The sequence below is a fragment of the Stenotrophomonas maltophilia group sp. Smal13 genome, assembly GCF_030236855.1.
Taxonomy (GTDB): Bacteria; Pseudomonadota; Gammaproteobacteria; order Xanthomonadales; family Xanthomonadaceae; genus Stenotrophomonas; species Stenotrophomonas maltophilia_A.
In genome coordinates, this window is record NZ_JASJSQ010000033.1 from 16,744 (window position 1) to 36,197 (window position 19,454).

At 64.9% G+C, this 19,454-nt stretch carries 20 protein-coding genes; 15 read left to right on the forward strand and 5 right to left on the reverse strand.

The features are described from left to right. Positions 1-24: 24 nt before the first annotated feature. The 7 genes from QRO95_RS12685 (at position 25) to QRO95_RS12715 (ending at position 6,101) form a co-directional block, all read left to right on the forward strand. Entirely contained in the window at positions 25-993 is a 969-nt protein-coding gene (locus QRO95_RS12685) for a YafY family protein (protein ID WP_285302718.1), read from the forward strand. A gap of 46 nt (positions 994-1,039) precedes the next feature. Next, on the forward strand, positions 1,040-1,972 hold the full coding sequence (locus tag QRO95_RS12690) for a lytic transglycosylase domain-containing protein (RefSeq protein WP_285302719.1): 933 nt from the start codon (positions 1,040-1,042) through the stop codon (positions 1,970-1,972). Positions 1,973-2,172: 200 nt separating this feature from the next. Further along, positions 2,173-2,793: a ubiquinol-cytochrome c reductase iron-sulfur subunit gene (gene petA, locus QRO95_RS12695; RefSeq protein ID WP_010486121.1), complete on the forward strand. Its 621-nt coding sequence runs from the start codon at positions 2,173-2,175 to the stop codon at positions 2,791-2,793. Next, positions 2,793-4,052 (forward strand): cytochrome bc complex cytochrome b subunit, encoded by a 1,260-nt coding sequence (locus tag QRO95_RS12700; RefSeq protein WP_032128877.1) that lies wholly within the window; start codon positions 2,793-2,795, stop codon positions 4,050-4,052. The genes petA and QRO95_RS12700 overlap by 1 nt, the downstream gene beginning before the upstream one ends. Next, positions 4,045-4,794, forward strand: a complete 750-nt coding sequence (locus QRO95_RS12705; RefSeq protein ID WP_032128878.1) for a cytochrome c1 — start codon at positions 4,045-4,047, stop codon at positions 4,792-4,794. Before QRO95_RS12700 ends, QRO95_RS12705 begins: the two co-directional genes overlap by 8 nt. 134 nt (positions 4,795-4,928) lie before the next feature. After that, positions 4,929-5,564 (forward strand): glutathione S-transferase N-terminal domain-containing protein, encoded by a 636-nt coding sequence (locus QRO95_RS12710; RefSeq protein WP_032128879.1) that lies wholly within the window; start codon positions 4,929-4,931, stop codon positions 5,562-5,564. A gap of 84 nt (positions 5,565-5,648) precedes the next feature. After that, on the forward strand, positions 5,649-6,101 hold the full coding sequence (locus tag QRO95_RS12715) for a ClpXP protease specificity-enhancing factor (protein WP_019659028.1): 453 nt from the start codon (positions 5,649-5,651) through the stop codon (positions 6,099-6,101). Between the two features lie 85 nt (positions 6,102-6,186). Here the strand turns inward: QRO95_RS12715 and QRO95_RS12720 are convergent, their stop codons facing one another. The 4 genes from QRO95_RS12720 to QRO95_RS12735 all read right to left on the reverse strand — a co-directional run bounded on the left by QRO95_RS12720 (position 6,187) and on the right by QRO95_RS12735 (position 8,799). Further along, positions 6,187-6,537 carry a DUF3301 domain-containing protein gene (locus tag QRO95_RS12720; protein ID WP_049423257.1) on the reverse strand — a complete coding sequence of 117 codons (351 nt, stop codon included), beginning with the start codon at positions 6,535-6,537 and terminating at the stop codon, positions 6,187-6,189. 67 nt (positions 6,538-6,604) lie between these two features. Then, a complete protein-coding gene (locus QRO95_RS12725) occupies positions 6,605-7,606 on the reverse strand; it encodes a DUF2272 domain-containing protein (RefSeq protein WP_285302720.1) in 1,002 nt (333 codons plus the stop codon). Positions 7,607-7,681: 75 nt separating this feature from the next. Beyond that, positions 7,682-8,533, reverse strand: coding sequence for a carboxylating nicotinate-nucleotide diphosphorylase (gene nadC, locus QRO95_RS12730; RefSeq protein ID WP_285302721.1), 852 nt, complete (start codon positions 8,531-8,533; stop codon positions 7,682-7,684). Further along, positions 8,530-8,799 (reverse strand): Trm112 family protein, encoded by a 270-nt coding sequence (locus tag QRO95_RS12735; RefSeq protein ID WP_032128883.1) that lies wholly within the window; start codon positions 8,797-8,799, stop codon positions 8,530-8,532. Before QRO95_RS12735 ends, nadC begins: the two co-directional genes overlap by 4 nt. 58 nt (positions 8,800-8,857) lie before the next feature. Here QRO95_RS12735 and purE point away from each other — a divergent pair, with 58 nt between their 5' ends. From purE to QRO95_RS12750, 3 genes are all read left to right on the forward strand, one after another. Continuing rightward, positions 8,858-9,361, forward strand: coding sequence for a 5-(carboxyamino)imidazole ribonucleotide mutase (gene purE / locus QRO95_RS12740; RefSeq protein ID WP_005412808.1), 504 nt, complete (start codon positions 8,858-8,860; stop codon positions 9,359-9,361). Then, entirely contained in the window at positions 9,358-10,506 is a 1,149-nt protein-coding gene (locus QRO95_RS12745; RefSeq protein ID WP_032128885.1) for a 5-(carboxyamino)imidazole ribonucleotide synthase, read from the forward strand. The genes purE and QRO95_RS12745 overlap by 4 nt, the downstream gene beginning before the upstream one ends. A gap of 112 nt (positions 10,507-10,618) precedes the next feature. Further along, positions 10,619-10,960, forward strand: a complete 342-nt coding sequence (locus QRO95_RS12750) for a carboxymuconolactone decarboxylase family protein (RefSeq protein WP_004152082.1) — start codon at positions 10,619-10,621, stop codon at positions 10,958-10,960. Positions 10,961-11,074: 114 nt separating this feature from the next. On the opposite strand, the gene QRO95_RS12755 is transcribed toward QRO95_RS12750, so the two are convergent. Beyond that, the gene (locus QRO95_RS12755; RefSeq protein ID WP_164079887.1) at positions 11,075-11,653 is read right to left on the reverse strand and encodes a superoxide dismutase; all 579 of its coding nucleotides are present in this window, start codon (positions 11,651-11,653) and stop codon (positions 11,075-11,077) included. Between the two features lie 120 nt (positions 11,654-11,773). Here QRO95_RS12755 and grxD point away from each other — a divergent pair, with 120 nt between their 5' ends. The 5 genes from grxD to ppnN all read left to right on the forward strand — a co-directional run bounded on the left by grxD (position 11,774) and on the right by ppnN (position 19,366). Continuing rightward, positions 11,774-12,094, forward strand: a complete 321-nt coding sequence (grxD, locus tag QRO95_RS12760) for a Grx4 family monothiol glutaredoxin (protein WP_005408852.1) — start codon at positions 11,774-11,776, stop codon at positions 12,092-12,094. Continuing rightward, positions 12,091-12,867: an SDR family NAD(P)-dependent oxidoreductase gene (locus QRO95_RS12765; RefSeq protein ID WP_285302722.1), complete on the forward strand. Its 777-nt coding sequence runs from the start codon at positions 12,091-12,093 to the stop codon at positions 12,865-12,867. The genes grxD and QRO95_RS12765 overlap by 4 nt, the downstream gene beginning before the upstream one ends. Before the next feature lie 232 nt (positions 12,868-13,099). Next, positions 13,100-16,315, forward strand: coding sequence for a TonB-dependent receptor (locus tag QRO95_RS12770; RefSeq protein WP_197615038.1), 3,216 nt, complete (start codon positions 13,100-13,102; stop codon positions 16,313-16,315). 124 nt (positions 16,316-16,439) lie between these two features. Then, the gene (locus QRO95_RS12775) at positions 16,440-17,189 is read left to right on the forward strand and encodes a Fic family protein (RefSeq protein WP_164079890.1); all 750 of its coding nucleotides are present in this window, start codon (positions 16,440-16,442) and stop codon (positions 17,187-17,189) included. Between the two features lie 788 nt (positions 17,190-17,977). After that, on the forward strand, positions 17,978-19,366 hold the full coding sequence (gene ppnN, locus QRO95_RS12780) for a nucleotide 5'-monophosphate nucleosidase PpnN (RefSeq protein ID WP_010486098.1): 1,389 nt from the start codon (positions 17,978-17,980) through the stop codon (positions 19,364-19,366). The last annotated feature ends 88 nt before the right edge of the window (positions 19,367-19,454 follow it).

Here is a 19,454-nt window from a genome sequence, read left to right on the forward strand (position 1 = left end):
GACGACTTCTGTCCTCGATCCTTCATGCGCCATACCGCCCATCGACTGTTGCGCCTGATCGCCCTGCTGCAGGCCCGTCGCCAGTGGTCCGGGGCCGAGTTGGCCGAGCGCATGGGCGTGGACCGGCGCAGCATCCGCCGTGACATCGAGCGCCTGCGCGAACTGGGCTATCCGGTCCAGGCCTCGTCCGGGGTTGGCGGCGGCTACCAGCTGGGGGCAGGGGCGCCGGTGCTGCCGATGCTGCTGGACGAGGAGGAGGCGACCACCCTGGCCATCGCCCTGCGCGCGGCCTCGGCGACCGTCGCCGGCATCGACGACACCGCACGCGGCCTGTTGTCCAAGCTCGACCCGCTGGTGCCGACCCGTCGTCGCCAGCAGGCCGGCGAGGTGCATGCAGCGACGGCCACCCTGTCTGATCTTCCGTCCACCGATGCGCGCGTGCTCGGGCGGCTGGCTCAGTACTGCCGGCAGGCGTCACGGCTGGCCTTCGAATACCGCAGCGCACAGGAGGCCGTCACCCAGCGCGAGGTCGAGGCCCAGCACCTGGTCAACTACGGGCGGCGCTGGTACCTGCTGGCCTGGGATCTGGGCCGGCAGGACTGGCGCACCCTGCGCGTGGACCGGATGGGCGCGGTGCGTGAGTGCTCCGAGCCGGGCATGCACCGACGCACCCCGGCACCGCCGGATGTAATGGTGCGGCAGGCAGTCAGCCAGGCCCCGTTCGCGCTGCAGGCGATCCTGCGCCTGGCCGGCAGCCGCGCCGAGCTGGAAGGGCGCATTCCGCCCTGGTGCGGGGTGCTGGAGGCGGACGGCGCCGAGCACTGCCTGCTGCGCATGGGTGCTGAGAGCCGGGGCATGATGCTGGCGCAGATCCTGAGCCTGGACCGCGTGCCGGTGGCGCTGTGGACCACGCCGCCAGGCCTGCGCGACGAACTGGCCCAGCGCCTGGCCGGGCTGGGCCAGGTGCTGGCTGTGCCGCCGGTCACAGGCTGAGCCACATCGCTTGGCAAGCCCCGACGAAGCTGGGACACTCGCCGCCATGAAGGGGATACTGGGGACAACGGCGATCATCATCGCTGCGCTGACCGCTGCGCCGGCCAGCGCCGGAACCCTGTACAAGTGCCAGGGCCCTGACGGCGTCACCAGTTATGTGAGCAAGCGGGTGGCCGGTGCGCGCTGCAGCACCATCAGCTACAGCCGCGACACCCGTCCGGCGCCGCGCCCGGTGGTGGCCGCGCCAAGGCCGACGCCGACCGCGGTGGCCAGCATTGAACGCAATCCGGTGGCCGTTGCCGCCAGCGCCGCAACGCCGGCAACGGTCGCACCTGCGTCCGTACCCGCATCCGCACCCGCAGCTGCTCCAGCACAGCCGGTCGCCCTGCGCGCCGGACGCATGGTCAGCGGCCAGGTCTATTCCTTCATGAAGGACGGCGTGCGCCACTACACCAGTGCGCGCCCGACCCAGGTGGCCAACCTCGGCCCGGTGCGGACCATCCGCTACAGCTTCATGGAGCGCTGCTACGCGTGCGGGGTCAATCCACGCGTGGACTTCGGCACGGTGCGCCTGAACACCACGGCTTTCCAGGGCGAGATCAGCTCGGCCGCGCGCGAGTTCGGCGTGGAAGAGGCGGTGGTGCGGGCCATCATCCATGCCGAGTCGGCCTACAACCCGACCGCGCTCAGCCGTGCCGGTGCGCAGGGCCTGATGCAGCTGATGCCGCCAACCGCCGCGCGCTTCGGTGTCAGTGACTCCTACGATGCCGGGCAGAACATCCGCGGCGGCGTACAGTATCTTGCGTGGTTGTTGAAGCGCTTCAATGGCGATCTGACCCTTGCCGCAGCTGGCTACAACGCTGGCGAAGGCGCGGTCGACCGCCACGGTGGCGTACCGCCCTACAGCGAAACCCAGTACTACGTGCGCCGGGTCGGGCAGCTGGCCGAGCGTTACCGCACCGCATTGACGCACCAGTAGTGCCGGCCGCTGGCCGGCAACCCCTGGGCAATGGCCGGTACCGACCGGCCGCTGGCCGGCAAGCCCGCAATCAATGTTGTTGCAATGCGTTGTGTGGCGCGCGACGGTTCCGCTACACTCGACCGTGATTCAATGCGGCTCTGGCCCCCACCGGATCCGCTGGCAGCCTTAAAGCTACCTAATCAATATCGGAGTGCCGGATGGCCAACGATGGGGTACACGATCCAGTCAACACCGGACGTCGGCGTTTTCTTTCTGCCACCACAGCCGTGGTGGGCGCCGTCGGCGTCGGATTCACCGCAGTTCCTTTCATCAAATCCTGGAACCCCAGTGCCCGCGCCAAGCTTGCCGGCGCACCGGTGGTGGCCGACATCAGCGCCCTGCAGGAAGGCCAACGCCTGATCGTGGAATGGCGTGGCCAGCCGATCTGGATCGTCAAACGGTCCAAGGCGATCCTCGATGCGCTGCACGGGCTGGACGGCCGTCTCAAGGACCCCGAGTCCGGCGAGAAGGACCAGCAGCCGGAGTACGTGCTGAAGCAGAACCCCGAGCTGCGCTCGATCAAGCCGGACATCTCCGTGCTGGTCGGCCTGTGCACGCACCTGGGCTGCTCGCCGGAAATGGTCGCCGAGATCCGGCCTGAACCCTACGACCCGCAGTGGAAGGGCGGTTACTTCTGCCCCTGCCACAAGTCGCGCTTCGACATGTCCGGCCGCGTCTTCAAGGACGTGCCGGCGCCGATCAACCTGAAGGTGCCCGCGCACCACTACCAGGACGACAACACCATCATCATCGGTGTCGATCCGCAGGGGGCTGCCTGATGGCCAATATCCTCAGCCGTACCGCCAGCGGCGTGGCCGACTGGGTCAATGCCCGGGCACCGGGCCTGATGCCGGTGTACCGCAAGCACGTCAGCGAGTACTACGCGCCGAAGAACTTCAACATCTGGTACTACTTCGGTTCGCTGGCGCTGCTGGTGCTGGTCAACCAGATCGTCACCGGCATCTTCCTGACGATGCACTACAAGACCAACGCCGCCGAGGCGTTCGGTTCCATCGAATACATCATGCGTGATGTGGAGTGGGGCTGGCTGATCCGCTACATGCACTCCACCGGGGCCTCGCTGTTCTTCATCGTGGTCTACCTGCACATGTTCCGCGGCCTGCTGTACGGCAGTTACCAGAAGCCGCGCGAGCTGGTGTGGATCCTGGGCATGCTGATCTACCTGGTGCTGATGGCCGAAGCGTTCATGGGCTACGTGCTGCCGTGGGGCCAGATGTCGTTCTGGGGCGCCAAGGTGATCATCTCGCTGTTCGGCGCGATACCGGTGATCGGCAACGGCCTGACCGAATGGATCATGGGCGACTACCTGCCCAGTGACGCCACGCTCAACCGCTTCTTCGCGCTGCATGTCATCGCATTGCCGCTGGTGCTGTTGCTGCTGGTGGTGCTGCACCTGGGCGCGCTGCACGAAGTGGGTTCGAACAATCCCGATGGCGTGGAGATCAAGAAGGGGCCGAAGGGCAACCGCTGGTCGCCGAACGCCCCGGCTGACGGTATCCCGTTCCACCCGTACTACACGCTCAAGGATGGCGTCGGCGCCGGTTTCCTGCTGATCATCGCCGCCTTCATCATCTTCTTCGCGCCCGGTTTCGGCGGCCTGTTCCTGGAGCACGACAACTTCACCGAGGCCAACCGCCTGGTGACCCCGGAGCACATCAAGCCGGTCTGGTACTACACGCCGTACTACGCGATGTTGCGCGTGGTGCCGAACAAGCTGGGCGGCGTGCTGGTGATGTTCTCGGCCATCGCGATCCTGTTCCTGGTGCCGTGGCTGGACAAGGCGAAGGTGAAATCGGTGCGCTACCGCGGCTGGATCTCGAAGGTGATGCTGGGCGTACTGGCGGTGTGCTTCGTCTGGCTGGGCGTGATCGGTTCCGGCCCAGGCACCGACGTGCACGAGACCTACATCGGGCGGGTACTGACCTTCCTGTACTTCGCGTTCTTCATCACCATGCCGCTATGGACAAGGTTGGACAGGACCAAGCCGGTACCGGAGAGGGTGACCACCCATGACTGAACGCTGGATGGTCCGGCTGGCCCTGACGGCCGCCCTGATGCTGGGCAGTTTCCTGGCCTCCGCCGCCGAGGGCGGCACCAAGCTGCTGCAGGCCGGCAACGATCTCGGTGACCGTGCCTCGCTGCAGCGCGGCGCGCAGCTGTACATGAACTACTGCTCCGGCTGCCATGCGCTGAAGTACCTGCGCTATTCGCGGATGGCGCAGGATCTGGGCCTGACCGAGGAAGAGGTGATGAACAACCTCAACTTCACCGGCTCGGCGATCGGTGACCCGATTCCGGTGGCGATGCCCAAGGAGAATGCCGAGAAGTGGTTCGGCAAGATGCCGCCGGACCTCAGCCTGATCGCGCGCGTGCGCGGCAGTGACTGGGTCTACACCTACCTCAAGTCGTTCTACCTGGACAGCAGCCGGCCGCTGGGCTGGAACAACGCGCTGTTCGCCAACGCGTCCATGCCCAACCCGCTGTGGGAAATGCAGGGCCTGCAGCATGCCGTGCATGGCAAGCCGGAGGCGCCGGGCATGGACCCGCCGGTGACCGGCCTGCGCCTGGAAACGCCAGGCAACGTCGATGCCGGACAGTACGACCAGGCCGTGCGTGACATCACCAACTTCCTCGAATACGCCGGCGAACCGGCCGCGCTCAAGCGCCAGCAGCTGGGCGTGTGGGTGATCCTGTTCCTGGCCCTGCTGACCTTCCTGCTGTACCTGCTGAAGAAGGAATACTGGAAGGACGTTCACTGAATCTGCCGCCGGCCATCACACGGGCCTATTGGCTTTTGTGATGGTCGGTTGCACACTCGGGGAGGAGTCGATCGCTGGCACGGTGCCGGCGGCGCCGATGCGGCAGGCGGTCTCCTGTCGTGGGAGAGCCTTTGATGGCGGCGAGCGTACGCATGCGCAATACACTGACGCTGTTTTCCTCGAACGACGATGTGCTGTGCCACCGTGTACGTCTGGTGCTGGCGGCGAAAGGGGTCACGTTCGACTTCGTTCCGGTCGATCCGCAGAACCCGCCTGAAGACCTGATCGACCTCAATCCGTACCACTCGGTGCCGACCCTGGTCGAACGCGAACTGGTGCTTTACGCCGCGTCGGTGGTCAGCGAATACCTCGATGAGCGCTACCCGCATCCGCCGCTGATGCCGGTCGATCCGCTGTCGCGTGCCCGCATCCGATTGGCCATGCTGCGCATCGAGCACGACTGGGTGCCGCAGGTGCAGGCCATCCAGCTGGGCAACAAGACCCAGGCCGAGGCCGGTCGCAAGCGCCTGAAAGAACTGCTGACGGCCTCGTTGCCACTGTTCAAGGCCAGCAAGTTCTTCCTCAACCCGGAAATGAGCCTGGCCGACTGCGCGATGGCGCCGATCATCTGGCGCCTGCAGTCGCTGGATGTGCCGCTGCCGAAGGACGGCAAGGCGATTGAAGACTACGGCAACCGCATCTTCCGCCATCCGGGATTTGTCCGCAGCCTGACCGACCAGGAAAAGAAGCTGCGCGATCTGCCGGGCTGATCCCGTCTTGCTTTACCCGTCTGCACGCCGACCGGCGTGCAGGCGATCCGCCCCGGCGGGGCGCCGGGCGCGTACACTTCACGCATGACCGAAGACTTCTTCCACATGACCAGCCACCGCCCGTACCTGCTGCGGGCGCTGGTGGAATGGATCAACGACAACCAGCTGACCCCGCACATCCTGGTCGACGCCGGCGTCCCCGGCGTGCAGGTCCCGCCTTCGGCGGTCAAGGATGGCCGGGTTGTGCTCAACATCGCCGAACGCGCTGTCGTGCGGCTGATGATCGACAACGAGATGGTGAGCTTCTCGGCGCGCTTCTCCGGCACCAGCTACCCGGTGCAGGTGCCGATCAGCGCCGTGCTGGCCGTCTACGCCCGCGAGACCGGGCAGGGCATGGCACTGCCGGATGACATTCCGGGCAGCGAAACTGCGCCGACCAGCGACGAACTGCTGCATGAGGAAGGCACGCCGCCGGACGATACCCCGCCGGCCAGTCCGCCGCCCAAGGGTCGCCCGAACCTGCGCGTGGTCAAGTAATCCCTCTGACGCCGCCCCGACGGGCGGCGTTTTCCTTTACAGGATTTACCGGTGGGTGCCGACCGTTGGTCGGCACTCAAAGCCCTTAGACATCCTCGGCATCCTCCGCATCCGGCCGGATCTGGCTGATCCGCGCCGCGCCCGGGCCAGTGAACGAGATCAACTGGTCGCCGCGCAGCACCATGCGGCCCACGTGGCGATCGATGCCATCGTAGGAATACTCGAACTTGAACGTGCGCTCGAAACCGAGCCGGCCATCCTCGCCGCGCGACAGGCGCAGGCCGGTGGCATGCACCGCCTGGTCCAGCCATTGCACGTCGGCTGCGCGGCAGGCATTGCGTCCCAGCTCGACCGCGCGCTCGGCGGCCGAACGCGCAGCGTTCCAGAAGAAGTAGATGATTCCGCCGGCAATCAGCAACAGCAGCAGGGTGGGCATGGCGTCAGCCGTCAGAGGTCGATTCCGCAAAGATGGCGGCGAACGTGCGCTGGATCAAGCGCTGGATTCACCGCCGCGGCTGCGGTTCGCTGGATACCGGTTGCGCGGGCACGATGACCGGTTGCGGTGTCGGGGCGGGCTGCATCGGCGTCGCAGTGGGAGAGGGCATCACCAGCGGTGATGTGGCGGTCAACTGCAGCAGCGCTGCCCAGTCCTGCCGGTTGAAGCTGCATTCGTCCTCGCGGCCCGGCGTGCAGCTGGGGTCGATGCCGGTGCTGTTGCGTTCGCGCGCGGGCGGCAGCTTGATCAGCCCGGTGCGGTCCAGCGGCAGCAACCGCATCGCCACGGTGTTCATCACGTTGCCACCGACCAGGTACAGGGTCTGGTCGCCGCCAAGATTGGCCGCTACCACCACTTCGCAATGTGATTTCCAGTGGCCCACCGAGCCATTGCCCAGTGCCTGCACCAGCCCGCTGTAGCTGAGCGTGGTGCTGCGGTCGCGCAGGAAGCACAGCAGGTCGCCCGGTGCGGGCTTTGCGGTCGCGGGATCGACCAACCGGTACGGCACGCCCGAGGGGCCGCCCTGGTACGCGGCACGGATGTAGTCGATGTGGCGTGGCGAGGTGTTGAAGCCGGGAACGCCGGACTGCACCATCACCCAGGAAATGAACGCGGCCGACCACGGGTTGTCGACCAGGAAGGCGCGGCAGTCGCTGTCGGTGTAGCGCGTGCCCAGCGGTGCCAGGCAGCTGCTGGCGCCGGCGATGCTGCCCATTGCGTTGAGCGTGCCGCTGTTGCGCCAGTAGCCGGCCACGCGCTGCCAGGCGATCAGGCCGTTGTCGGCCAGGTGATCGCTTTCGGCCTCGGTGACACTGAGGCTGGCGGCGCGGCCATCGCGATCAATGAAGGGCCGGAACCACAGCCGGTGCTCGTTGCAGGCGGTATTGCGGATGGCCACCGCCAACGGGCTCAGGCCGAAGCGGGGCGGCACATCGCAGGCTTCGGCGGCCGCTGCGGAAAAGGGGGCTGCGGCCAGCAGCAGGCAGGCAGGCAAGAGCATCCGGCGCATGCGCGGCTCCTGTGGGGGATGACCGCAGCGTCGCAGCGCTGTCGTGAACGCCGGGTGTGAGAACCGGGTCAGGCCTCAGCCCGGCGGCGGGCCCAGCTTCAGCGACAGATCAATCGCCTGCACGTGCTTGGTCAGGCCGCCAATGGAGATGCAGTCGACGCCGTCCTCGGCGATCGAACGCAGGCCACCCAGGCCCACGCTGCCGGAGACTTCCAGCGGAATGCGGCCCGCCGTGATGCGCACCGCCTCGCGGCGCAGGTCGGGGCTGAAGTCATCCAGCAGGATGCGTTCGCAACCAGCTTCCAGCGCCTGGCGCAGCTGCGCAAGATCCTCGACCTCGACCACCAGCGGCAACCCAGGCCATTGCCGGCGTGCGGCAGCCACGGCTGCGGCCAGTGAACCGGCAGCGCGGATGTGGTTCTCCTTCAGCATCACCGTGTCGTACAGGCCGAAACGATGGTTCTCTCCACCGCCGCAGCGCACCGCGTACTTCTGCGCCAGGCGCAGGCCGGGCAGGGTCTTGCGGGTGTCGAGGATGCGCGTGCCGGTGCCGGCCACGGCCGCCACGTAGCGCGCGGTGGTCGTGGCGGTGCCGGACAGCGTCTGCAGGAAGTTCAGCGAAGTGCGCTCGGCGCTCACCAGGCTGCGGCTGCGCCCGTGCAGCAGCGCCAGTACGGTGCCGGCGGTGACCATGTCGCCCTCGGAGACATGCCATTCGATGCGCACGTCCGGATCGAGTGCGCGGTGGGTGGCGTCGAACCAGGGGCGGCCGGCGATCACCCCGTCCTGCTTGCACAGCAGGTAGGCGCTGTCGGCCTGGTCGGGCAGCAGGGCGGCGGTGACGTCGCCGCTGCCCAGGTCCTCGGCCAGCGCACGCGCGACATCGGCGGCGACAACGGCCGCATCCGGCGTCGGCAGCGCGCTCATGCGGCCGGGAAGTCGGCGATCTGGGCGGTCGGGATGGCTTCCTCGGCCAGCAGCACCGGGATGCCGTCGTCAACGCGGAACACCTGCTTGCGGTCGCGGGTGACCAGCGCTTCGCGCAGCGGCTGCGCCAGCGGGTTGCCATCGGCCTTGTTCACCGCGCCGGTGGAAATGGCCTTGTTGAGGGCTTCCAGGCCCTTGCCATCCAGCAGGGACAGGGGCTGGCGGGTGTCCGGCGACACCAGCAGGTCGAGCAGCTTGCGATCCATGGTTCTTCGTCTTGCGTGGAAGATGGCTAGAATACGTCTTTAAGGCAGGTGACGGCCAATGACCCCCAACCCGATCGCGCCGCTTGTCGGCATCGTCATGGGTTCCCGTTCCGACTGGGAAACCATGCAGCACGCCGCCCAGAAGCTTGAAGCTCTGGGTGTTCCGTTCGAAGTGAAGGTAGTGTCCGCGCATCGGACGCCGGATGTGTTGTTCAGTTACGCCGAGCAGGCGGGCCCGCGTGGCCTGCGCGCGATCATCGCCGGTGCCGGCGGGGCCGCGCACCTGCCGGGCATGATCGCCGCCAAGACCGCCGTGCCGGTGCTGGGCGTGCCGGTGCAGTCCAAGGCCCTCAACGGCATGGATTCGCTGCTGTCGATCGTGCAGATGCCAGCCGGCATCCCGGTCGCCACCTTCGCCATCGGCAATGCCGGCGCCTCCAACGCCGCGCTGTTCGCCGCCGCAATGCTGGCCAGTGACCAGCCGGCGATCGGCCAGGCGCTCGACGCGTTCCGCGCACGCCAGACCGAAGACGTGATGGCCCACGACGATCCGCGCCAATGAGCCTGACCGTAGGCATCCTGGGTGGCGGCCAGCTCGCCCGCATGATGGTACTGGCCGGTGCGCCGCTGGGATTGCGCTTCGAACTGTACGACCCCGCAGCCGACGCCTGCAGCGGCCCGCTGGCGCCGCTCACCGTCGGTGCCTTTGATGACCGCCAGGCGTTGGCGGATTTCGCGGCCAAGGTCGACGTGGTCACGTTCGATTTCGAGAACGTGCCGGCCGACAGCGCGCAGTTCCTGGCCGACCGCGTGCCGGTCTACCCGCCGCCGGCCGCACTGGCCGTGGCCCAGGACCGGTTGAGCGAGAAGACCCTGTTTCAGCAGCTGGGCATTCCGCTGCCGGCCTTCGCTGACATCCGCAGCCGTGACGAGTTGGCCGCGAAGGCTGCCGAGTTCGGTCTGCCGTGCATCCTCAAGACCCGCCGCCTCGGTTACGACGGCAAGGGTCAGTTCCGCCTGCGTAGCGAGGCCGACATCGATGCCGCATGGGATGCGCTGGGTGCGCAGGTCGAGCGTACTGGTCTGATCCTGGAAGGCTTCGTGGCCTTCCAGCGGGAGGTCAGCGTGGTTGCCGTGCGTGGCCGCGATGGCAGCTTCGAGGCCTGGCCGGTCACCGGCAACTGGCACGTCGACGGCGTGCTGTCGGCCAGCGTGGCGCCGGCCGTGTTGTCGGCCGCCGAGCACGAGGCCGCGATCGGCTATGCCCGTCGCGTCGCCGAGCACCTGCAGTATGTCGGCGTGTTCGCGCTGGAGCTGTTCTGCCGCGATGGCGAGCTGTTGGCCAACGAGATGGCGCCGCGCGTGCACAACTCCGGCCACTGGACCATCGAAGGCAGCGAGACCTCGCAGTTCGAGAATCACCTGCGCGCCGTGCTGGGCCTGCCGCTGGGCAGCACCCGCATGCTCGGCCATGCCTGCATGCTGAACTGGCTGGGCGCGATGCCGGACCCGGCGCCGGTGCTGGCCCAGGCCAGCGGCCACTGGCACGACTACGGCAAGGAGCCGCGTGAGGGCCGCAAGGTCGGTCATGCCACGCTGCGCGATGATGCTGCTGATGCACTGGCCGATGCACTGGACCAGGTGGGTCTGGAGCTGGGTCGCCAGGCCCAGGTGGCGCCGGCGGTACACGCGCTGCGCAACCGCTGAACCCGGTAGCGCCGGCCGCTGGCCGGCAATGCAACGATGTGGCGCGCCGGTGCAGGCATCGGCGCAACATTCCCGGTGGTAGCGTGGAGCTCCTTTCACAGGAGTCACGACCATGCTCGACTGGAATGCCTACCGCAAGGAACTGAAGGGCCGCATCGGCGAGATCGGCAAGCTCTCGCCGGATACGGTCAAGGGCTATGCCACCCTGGCCAATGCCGGCGCGCAGACCAACCACCTGGATGCCAAGACCCGCGAGCTGATCGCGCTGGCCGTGGCAGTGACCACCCGCTGCGACGGCTGCATCACCGTGCATGTGGATGCAGCGCTGAAGCACGGCGCCAGCCGCGAGGAAATCGCCGAGGCGCTGGGCGTGGCCGTGTCGCTCAATGCAGGCGCCGCGCTGGTGTACTCGGCACGGGTGATGGACGCGGTGGCCGCGCACGAGAGCGCGTGAAGCTCTGTACTGTTTCCCGGTAGTGCCGGCCGCTGGCGGGCGGATCGGGTATGGTCGTGCGCGTATGGGGATGCCGGCCAGCGGCCGGCACTACCCCGTGGCGGAGCCGCTGCCTCAGCGCAGCTGGCTTTCGGCGAATTCCCAGTTGACCATCTGCCAGAACGCGTCCAGGTAGCGCGCGCGATCATTCTGGTAGTCCGTGTAGTAGGCGTGCTCCCAGACGTCGCAGCACAGCAGTGGGGTGCTTTCGCCGGTCAATGGCGTGCCGGCGTTTCGGGTGGCCTGCAGGCCCAGCTGCCCGCCCGGATGCTGCACCAGCCACACCCAACCCGAGCCGAACAGGCCCAGTGCGGTGCGGTTGAATTCCTCGCGCAGGCGCTGCACGTCGCCGAACTGGCGCTTGACCAGCTCGCCCAGCCGCCCCTGCGGCTCACCGCCGCCGCGCGGGCGCAGGCACTGCCAGTAGAAGCTGTGATTCCAGGCCTGTGCAGCGGCATCGAACAGCGTGCCCTGGGCGTGGCGGACGATCTCCTCCAGCGACGCTTCCTCCCACTCGGTGCCGAGGATGCCGGCGTTGACGGCATCCACGTAGGCGCGATGGTGGCGGCCGTGATGCAGTTCCACGGTCTGTGCGGACAGGTGCGGCTGCAGGGAGCCGGAGAGGTAGGGCAGGGCAGGCAATTCGACAGGCATGGACAGGTTCGTGGCCAGGGGGCGGCGGCAGCCGGTTCCATCCGCTTACAATGGCGGCTACCGTGGGCAGTCTAGCCGACCATCACGGTCGGTTTGTCCGGCGAAGCAAGGAGTGTGGTTGTGGCGGTAATGCAGCAAATCCAGGCCGAGGTCGATCGTTACCCACTCGTGCTGTTCATGAAGGGCACCCCGCAATACCCGATGTGCGGCTTCTCCAGCCGCGCCGTACAGGCATTGATGGCGGCCGGCGCGGTCACCCTGCGCACCGTCAACGTGCTGGAAGAGCCCGAGATCCGCGCCAACCTGCCGCGCTTTTCCAACCTGCCGACCTTCCCGCAGCTGTTCATCAACGGTGAATTGATCGGCGGCTGTGACATCGTGCTGGAGCTGTTCGAAGCCGGCGAGCTCAAGCGCATCGTCGAAGAGGCGACCCAGGGATGAGTGCCTGGCCATCGACGTCACCGACCGACGGGGCGCTCGATGGCCGCCCGTTGCAGGATCGCGTGGTGCTGGTTGCAGGCGCTGGCGGTGGCTTGGGCAGTGCGGCGGCCGTTGCGGCCGCAGCGGCCGGTGCCACCGTGGTCCTGCTGGGCCGCAAGCCGCGGCGCCTGGACCGTGTCTACGCCCAGGTGCAGGCTGTCGGCCCGGAACCCCTGCTGTACCCGCTGGACCTGGAAGGCGCCGGCCCCGATGACTATGCCGAGCTGGCCCAGGCCCTGCAGCGCGAGCTGGGGCGGCTGGACGGCCTGCTGGTCTGTGCCGCCCACTTCCCGGGCCTGACCCCGTTCGAGCTGGCCGACCCGGCCAGTTTCGCCCGTGCGGTGCACGTTACCTTGACCGCGCCGGCCTGGCTGGCCCAGGCCTGCCTGCCACTGCTGCGGCAGCGCGAAGATGCGGCGCTGGTGTTTGCGGTCGATGCCCCCGACCGGGTCGGGCAGGCTTACTGGGGCGGTTACGGTGTGGCCCAGCATGGCCTGCGTGGCCTGATCGCCAGCCTGCATGACGAACTCGGCCGCAGCCCGATACGGGTCAGTGGCCTGTACCCCGGCCCGCTGCGCACAGCCCTGCGGGCCCGGGCGTATTCCGTCGACCAGGACCCGGCCGCCCAAGGCCCGGAGGCCGCCGCCGCTGCGGCCGTGACCCTGTTGTCCGGTGCTGGCGCCACCTGGCGCGGCCGGATTCTCGATGCCAGCGGGGCGTCCCCGGCCGAGTGAGCGCCGGGGAAAGGCGGAGTGAAGAACCCGTCACGATTGCGTTGCGATCGGGTGCCGTTTGTCGCACAACCGTCACATTGATGGCGTAGCGTGTTAATCTAGTGTTAACCGTTGTGGCTTCCTTCAGCCAAGCGGTAGGGAACCCCAGATAAATGTCCGACCAGCCACCCGCAGGGCTGTTTGGATGCGCTTTTTTTCCGCCATCGCCAACTCGCATCGAGGCTACCGAAAAATGACCCACCCACTCCGGATGTCCAAGCTCACCCTTGGTCTCGTGGCTGCGCTCGCCGCCGCTCCCGCCTTCGCCCAGAGCACCTCTGCCGGTGTCGGCGGCCAGGTGATGTCCGCCGCAGGCCAGCCTGTGGTCGGCGCTGAAGTCACCATCACCCACACCGAGTCGGGCACCGTTTCGCGTGCCACCACCGATGCGTCGGGTCGCTACACCGCGCGCGGCTTGCGCGTGGGTGGCCCGTATACCATCACCATCACCAAGCCGGGTGCAGGGACCAAGACCGAAGAGGGAGTCTTCCTGAACCTGAACCAGGTCAACACGGTCAACGCCAACCTGGGCGGTGATCTGGCTGCAACGAACCTGGATGCCGTGAACGTTGTTGCCACTGCCGGTTCAAGCGTCTTCAGCTCGGAAAACAAGGGCGTGGGTACCTCGGTTGACGGCCGCAAGCTGGAGCTGGCGCCGAAGGGCAATCGTTCGTTGGATGACGTCGCTCGTCTGGATCCGCGCATCAGCGTGACTGACCAGGCCACCGGCGCAATCTCGGTCGCGGGTATCAACAACCGCTACAACAAAATCTCGGTCGACGGCCTGTCTCAGGGTGACCCATTCGGCCTCAACGCCAACGGCATGCCGTACACCGGCTCGCCGATTTCGGTGGACACGATTGCTGCCTACGACATCAAAGTCAGCGACTATGACGTGTCTCAGGACGTGGTCGGCGCCGCGATCAATGCGGTCACCAAGTCTGGTACCAATGAGTTCCACGGCTCGGCGTACTACGTGTACAAGAAGGCCGACAGCATGGTGGGCAAGCGCAACGGCGAGGACTACGATGCTTTCGGCAAGGACACCACCAAGGGCTTCACCCTGGGCGGTCCGATCCTGAAGGATCGCCTGTTCTTCTTTGGGTCGTATGAAGAACAGGAAATCACCGATTTCGGTGGCGCGGCGTCTTCCGACGGTCTGAGCACTGGTGCGGTGACCCGCGCGGAGATCGACCGGGTCATCGACATTTCCAAGAACAAGTACGGGATCGACCCGGGTACCTATGGTGCAGCCGGTGGCGTGAATCTGACCAACAAGCGCTATCTGGGCAAAATCGACTGGAACATCAACGACTCACATCGCGCCAGCCTGACCTACCAGCAGACTGAGGAGTCGCTGCCGCAGCCGTACGACAGCAACGCAAATTCTGTGATTCTTACCAGTCGTTGGTTCACCAAGACCAGCGAGACCAAGAACACTGCACTGCAGCTGTTCAGTGATTGGACCGACAACTTCACCACGGAGGCCAAGTTCAGCTACCAGAAGTTCGAACAGGTCTCGGGAGCTTCGCAGAACCTGCCGACCATCAATGTGGGTGTGGCCAGCACCCAGTCTGGCTCGAGCAACGGTGTGCGCCTGGGTGAAGATCGCAACCGACACGAGAATGCGATCAACACCAAGAAGAAGACCGCCTCGATCTTTGGTACCTACTACGCTGGCGATCACACTATCAAGGGTGGTTTCGACTATGAAGATACCGACGCGTTGAATCTGTATGGCCGAGATCTGCACGGCGTGTATACCTTTGACAGCATCGCTGACTTCGAAGCAGGCAAGTACTACCGCTACGATGTGCGCCGCCCGATCGGTGGGTACTCCGAAGCCGACACTGCAGCTGCGATTGGTTTCACCATGTTCAGCCCGTACCTGCAGGATACTTGGCAGGTAAATAACAACCTGTCGATCACCTATGGTGTGCGCGCCAATATCCCGAAGGCCGACAAGGCGCCGCCGCGCAAGCCGGGCTTCGAGGAAACCTTCGGCTTCCGAAATGACTACAAGCTCGGCAGCAGCAATAAGGTGATCATGCCGCGCTTCTCGTTCAACTACACCTTCGATACCGAGCGCTACTCGCAGCTGCGCGGTGGCGTGGGCCTGTTCCAGTCAGTCCCGCCGTTCGTCTGGCTTGCCAATCCGTACCAGAACAACGGCATGACCTCGGCTTCGTTCTGCGCCTATGGCAACACCGTGGTTCGCGGCTGTGTTCCGAACAACGGCCAGTACGCGTTCAGCCCGGATGCATTCAACCAGCCGTTCCCGAGCGGTGCAGCCGCGCCGACCAATGCGCAGATGGATTCCATTGATCCGGACTTCAAACTGCCGACCGTCTGGAAGGCTAGCCTGGGCTACGATCATGAGCTGCCGTGGATGGGGCTGGTGGGCACTGTCGAAGTGCAGTACCTGAAGAACAAGGATGCAGTGTTCTACAACGCTCTGAATATCGGAACGCCGAACGGCCAGCTGTTCGACGGTCGTGACAGCTACTGGGTCACTCCGGGCGGCGTTAAGAACAATGGTAGCAAGCCGGGTTACACCACCAACTCGACCTACCTGACCAACTCCAACAAGGGCAGTTCCACTGCAGTCACCTTCTCGCTGGACAAGCCGATGGCAAATGGCTGGTACGGCAACCTGTCCTATACCTACACCAAGGCAACAGAAGTGGGTTCGGACACCAGTTCGCAGGCTTGGTCGAGCTACCAGTTCGTTTCGCGCTTGAACCCGAACGAGGAGTATGCTGGCACCGCCACCCGCGAGATCCGCAATCAGATCAAGCTGTCGCTGGGTTGGGAGCACGCGTTCTTCGGCAACTACAAGACCAGCATTACCGGCTTCTACACTGGTCGCAACGGCCTGCCTTACACTTGGCTGGTTGATGGTGACTTGAACGGTGACGGCATCTTCCAGGATCCGGCGTATATTCCGTTGCTGAATGACGCCAACGTTTCATACGTGAAGGGTAATCGCGCTGCAACCGCCGCCGAGATCGCCGAGTTCCAGCGCCGCATCGACGAAAATCCCTACCTGGCAGCGCGTCGCGGTTCGGTCGCCGAGCGCAATGGTGCCCGCAATCCGTGGGTCAATCAGCTGGATGTGGCCATTCAGCAGGAACTCCCGGGCTTCTTCAAGGAGCACAAGTCGATCCTGCGCCTGGATATCTACAATTTCCTGAACATGCTGGACAAGAGCTGGGGTCGGACCCGCAACGCGTCTGACTTCGACACTCGCTACCTGACCACTGGCAAGGTCAAGGCCGATGGTTCGTACGAGTACGATCTGGGTCGCAACTCGCCGCAGGAACTGCGTGAGTACGATTTCAGCTCGGGCTACCCGTCACGCGTCGTTTCGCGTTGGTCTGCAATGCTGACCCTGCGTTACGAGTTCTGATCCATCAGAGCTTGAAGCAGTAAGTGGAAACGGCCGGGGAAACCCGGCCGTTTCTTTTTTGAGATGGACAAGTAATTTTCTGTTCGATATAAGTGACCGGTGTGGTTCCCCATGGAAGGCGGAAATGAAGGTCAGGTACGGATTGCCGGAGTCGTCCATAGCAGGGTTGCAGGATTGTAAATTTGCACTGCCGGAGAATGCTCCTGATCATTGCTCGAGTCGACGCCTGAGAGAGCTGTTCGCTCGTGTGCTTTCATGTCGAATGCGGTTTTGTCCGAGCTGTCGTTCTGCAGATGATCATTTCCTGCGCTGCCGCCGAGGTGCTGAATACCTTAAGTCTGCAGGAAAGTGCAACATCCTGAGTATGCACGCTCGTTCACTTCTCTTCATTCACGCTAGATTTTCCAGTGGTGCTGTGGAACGTGCCGGATTTCGGGTCGGGCGAATATGGGTCGGTCCGAGGGATGTACCTCAGAGCTTCGTTGCAGCACATATCGATGTTCAATCACATCTGTCTCGAATTATTGGTGCCACTGAAAAAATGGCGCCAATCGTTCGGCTGTATGCGCTGCTGTTGACAGTCAACATCATTCATCCGTTCGAGGATGGAAATGGTCGATTGATGCGAGCGATTGCGTTCGTCTTTTCGATCCACTATCACTGTGATTTCTTTGCTTTCCTGGCGATCTATATAAAGGTCATGCAAAGAGAATTTGTTCACGCGATCGAACTGGCCGCTGATGGTGCGCCAGGTGCCCTGGAGGAGTTCAATTGTGCTGCGCTCGAACTCTTCGAGCGGTTGAGCGTGAATCCGGGTGGGTTGGAGGAGTGGGGGCGCGGAGTCCTGCTTGGAAGGATTCTGGCCGAGCCGTGAAGTTGCAATGTGTAGAAGTGGACGTCCGTAGGTGAAGTGTTCTGAAGTTCAACGTTGGAATCAAAACAAGGATGAGTTGCCATGAAGTTGAGTGTGATCATCGCATCTGTCGTATTTGGTATGGGTATGACTGCGGCATCGAAGGTCAGTGCTTTGGATCCTTGGTGTAATCCAAGCTACTGCCCCCCGACTCCGACCTATCCGGGTGGGGGGGATACGTCCACTTCGGGGCGGAGCGGGGATGCGTTTCTTCTTGTTTCCGGCGCGCACATGAGTTGCGATACCCCGGTGCAGGAGCGATATGCTGCGGTGCTGGCTAGCTTCCTTTCACTGCCTTTGGAATATCGAGTTGACTACTACGAAAACTCGGATAGGGGGGAGTACTTCGTAGCCTATCGTGATATCCCGGAACTCCACGGGAGGCTTGCATATGAATCTTGGAAGATAACTGATCCATCATCATCAGTGCCCATCGATCCTAATCCTGTGCCGATATTTGATTGCAGGAGGTAACCTGGCTTGTATGCATTGATACAGTCCAAGGGCTGAGCCTTCTCTCTGTCGAACGGCCGGGGAAACCCGGCCGTTTTCCGTTCATGCGAAAGTCCTTGCAGGTCACCTGGCATCGGCGTAGCATCCGGAAATGTGCGCGGTGCCAACGCCGCCGATGCGGTCCCGGAAAGGCGAACGCGGGAAGCACACATCCAACGGTCGGGCTTCCCGGCCGTTTTGCTTTTTAAGGGGGCGGCAGTACAGTCGGAAACCTTGAAGGAAGCGAAAAATTGGACATGACCACGAACGAAAAATCAGCCCGTGCACTGCCGGTGCAGGACGCGCGGATCTACCCGCGCGGTGGGCTGGATGTGCTGTCGCGGGCCGAAGTGGCCCGCCTGCGCGATGCGTCTGCCGGCGGTATGCACGAGCTGCTGCGCCGCTGCGCGCTGGCCGTGCTGACCAGCGGCAGTGCCTCTGACGATCCGCGCGCAGCGCGCGATCTGTATCCTGATTTCGACATCCAGGTGGCGCAGCAGGATCGCGGCGTGCGCATCGATCTGGTCAATGCACCGGCGATGGCCTTCGTCGATGGCGAGATCATCCGCGGCGTCGCCGAACTGCTGTTCGCCGTGGTGCGTGACCTGGCCTACATGGCCATCGAGATGGGCCCGGCCTACGCGGCCGAGCTGGAGTCGTCCGAGGGCATCACCAACGCGGTGTTCGGCCTGCTGCGCAACGCACGCATCCTCAACCCGGGCGACCCGAACCTGGTCGTGTGCTGGGGTGGCCATTCGATCTCGCGCGACGAGTACCTGTACACCAAGCAGGTGGGTTATGAGCTGGGCCTGCGCGGCCTGGACATCTGCACCGGCTGCGGTCCAGGCGCGATGAAGGGCCCGATGAAGGGTGCCACCATCGCCCACGCCAAGCAGCGCCGCACCGTGACGCGTTACATCGGCCTGACCGAGCCGGGCATCATCGCGGCCGAATCGCCGAACCCGATCGTCAACCACCTTGTGATCATGCCGGACATCGAGAAGCGCCTGGAGGCCTTCGTCCGCATCGGCCACGGCATCATCGTGTTCGCCGGTGGCGTCGGCACCGCCGAGGAAATCCTGTACCTGCTCGGCATCCTGCTGCGCGAGGAAAACAAGGACCTGCCGTTCCCGCTGATCCTGACCGGCCCGACGGTGGCAGCGCCGTACTTCGAGCAGATCGATCGCTTCATCCGCCTGACCCTGGGCGATGCAGCCGCCGAGCGCTACGAGATCGTCATCGGCGACCCGGTGGCGGTGGCAAAGAAGATGGCCAACGGCATCAAGCGCGTGCGTGAGCACCGCCTGGCACAGAAGGACTCGTTCTTCTTCAACTGGTCGATCGAGATTCCGTGGGAGTACCAGCAGCCGTTCGTGCCGACCCACGAGGCAATGGCCGCGCTGGACCTGCACCACGGACGTGCCCCGCACGCGCTGGCGGCCGACCTGCGCCGGGCGTTCTCGGGCATCGTTGCCGGCAACGTGAAGGAAGACGGCATGCGCCGCATCGAGCAGTTCGGGCCGTTCCAGATCCACGGTGACCCGGACATGATGCAGGCCCTGGACGCGCTGCTGCGTGCCTTCGTCGAACAGCGCCGGATGAAGATCTCCGGCGAATACCAGCCCTGCTACCAGGTGCTGGCCTGAGCCTGCGTCGGCGCGATGGGGATCGCGCCGGGACAGGCAGGGGAGGGCTGGCCGTCAAGGCGTTGACGCCCGTCGCCCCGGAATGACC

Coding starts and splice junctions, on each gene's coding strand:
- QRO95_RS12690 (WP_285302719.1), top strand. CDS start 1,040: ATGAAGGGGATACTGGGGACAACGGCGATCATCATCGCTGCGCTGACC.
- QRO95_RS12710 (WP_032128879.1), top strand. CDS start 4,929: ATGGCGGCGAGCGTACGCATGCGCAATACACTGACGCTGTTTTCCTCG.
- QRO95_RS12720 (WP_049423257.1), bottom strand. CDS start 6,537: ATGCCCACCCTGCTGCTGTTGCTGATTGCCGGCGGAATCATCTACTTC.
- QRO95_RS12745 (WP_032128885.1), top strand. CDS start 9,358: ATGAGCCTGACCGTAGGCATCCTGGGTGGCGGCCAGCTCGCCCGCATG.
- QRO95_RS12770 (WP_197615038.1), top strand. CDS start 13,100: ATGACCCACCCACTCCGGATGTCCAAGCTCACCCTTGGTCTCGTGGCT.
- ppnN (WP_010486098.1), top strand. CDS start 17,978: ATGACCACGAACGAAAAATCAGCCCGTGCACTGCCGGTGCAGGACGCG.
- nadC (WP_285302721.1), bottom strand. CDS start 8,533: ATGAGCGCGCTGCCGACGCCGGATGCGGCCGTTGTCGCCGCCGATGTC.
- QRO95_RS12755 (WP_164079887.1), bottom strand. CDS start 11,653: ATGCCTGTCGAATTGCCTGCCCTGCCCTACCTCTCCGGCTCCCTGCAG.
- petA (WP_010486121.1), top strand. CDS start 2,173: ATGGCCAACGATGGGGTACACGATCCAGTCAACACCGGACGTCGGCGT.
- QRO95_RS12685 (WP_285302718.1), top strand. CDS start 25: ATGCGCCATACCGCCCATCGACTGTTGCGCCTGATCGCCCTGCTGCAG.
- QRO95_RS12750 (WP_004152082.1), top strand. CDS start 10,619: ATGCTCGACTGGAATGCCTACCGCAAGGAACTGAAGGGCCGCATCGGC.
- QRO95_RS12715 (WP_019659028.1), top strand. CDS start 5,649: ATGACCGAAGACTTCTTCCACATGACCAGCCACCGCCCGTACCTGCTG.
- QRO95_RS12775 (WP_164079890.1), top strand. CDS start 16,440: ATGAAGGTCAGGTACGGATTGCCGGAGTCGTCCATAGCAGGGTTGCAG.
- QRO95_RS12705 (WP_032128878.1), top strand. CDS start 4,045: ATGACTGAACGCTGGATGGTCCGGCTGGCCCTGACGGCCGCCCTGATG.
- QRO95_RS12765 (WP_285302722.1), top strand. CDS start 12,091: ATGAGTGCCTGGCCATCGACGTCACCGACCGACGGGGCGCTCGATGGC.
- QRO95_RS12725 (WP_285302720.1), bottom strand. CDS start 7,606: ATGCGCCGGATGCTCTTGCCTGCCTGCCTGCTGCTGGCCGCAGCCCCC.
- QRO95_RS12735 (WP_032128883.1), bottom strand. CDS start 8,799: ATGGATCGCAAGCTGCTCGACCTGCTGGTGTCGCCGGACACCCGCCAG.
- QRO95_RS12700 (WP_032128877.1), top strand. CDS start 2,793: ATGGCCAATATCCTCAGCCGTACCGCCAGCGGCGTGGCCGACTGGGTC.
- purE (WP_005412808.1), top strand. CDS start 8,858: ATGACCCCCAACCCGATCGCGCCGCTTGTCGGCATCGTCATGGGTTCC.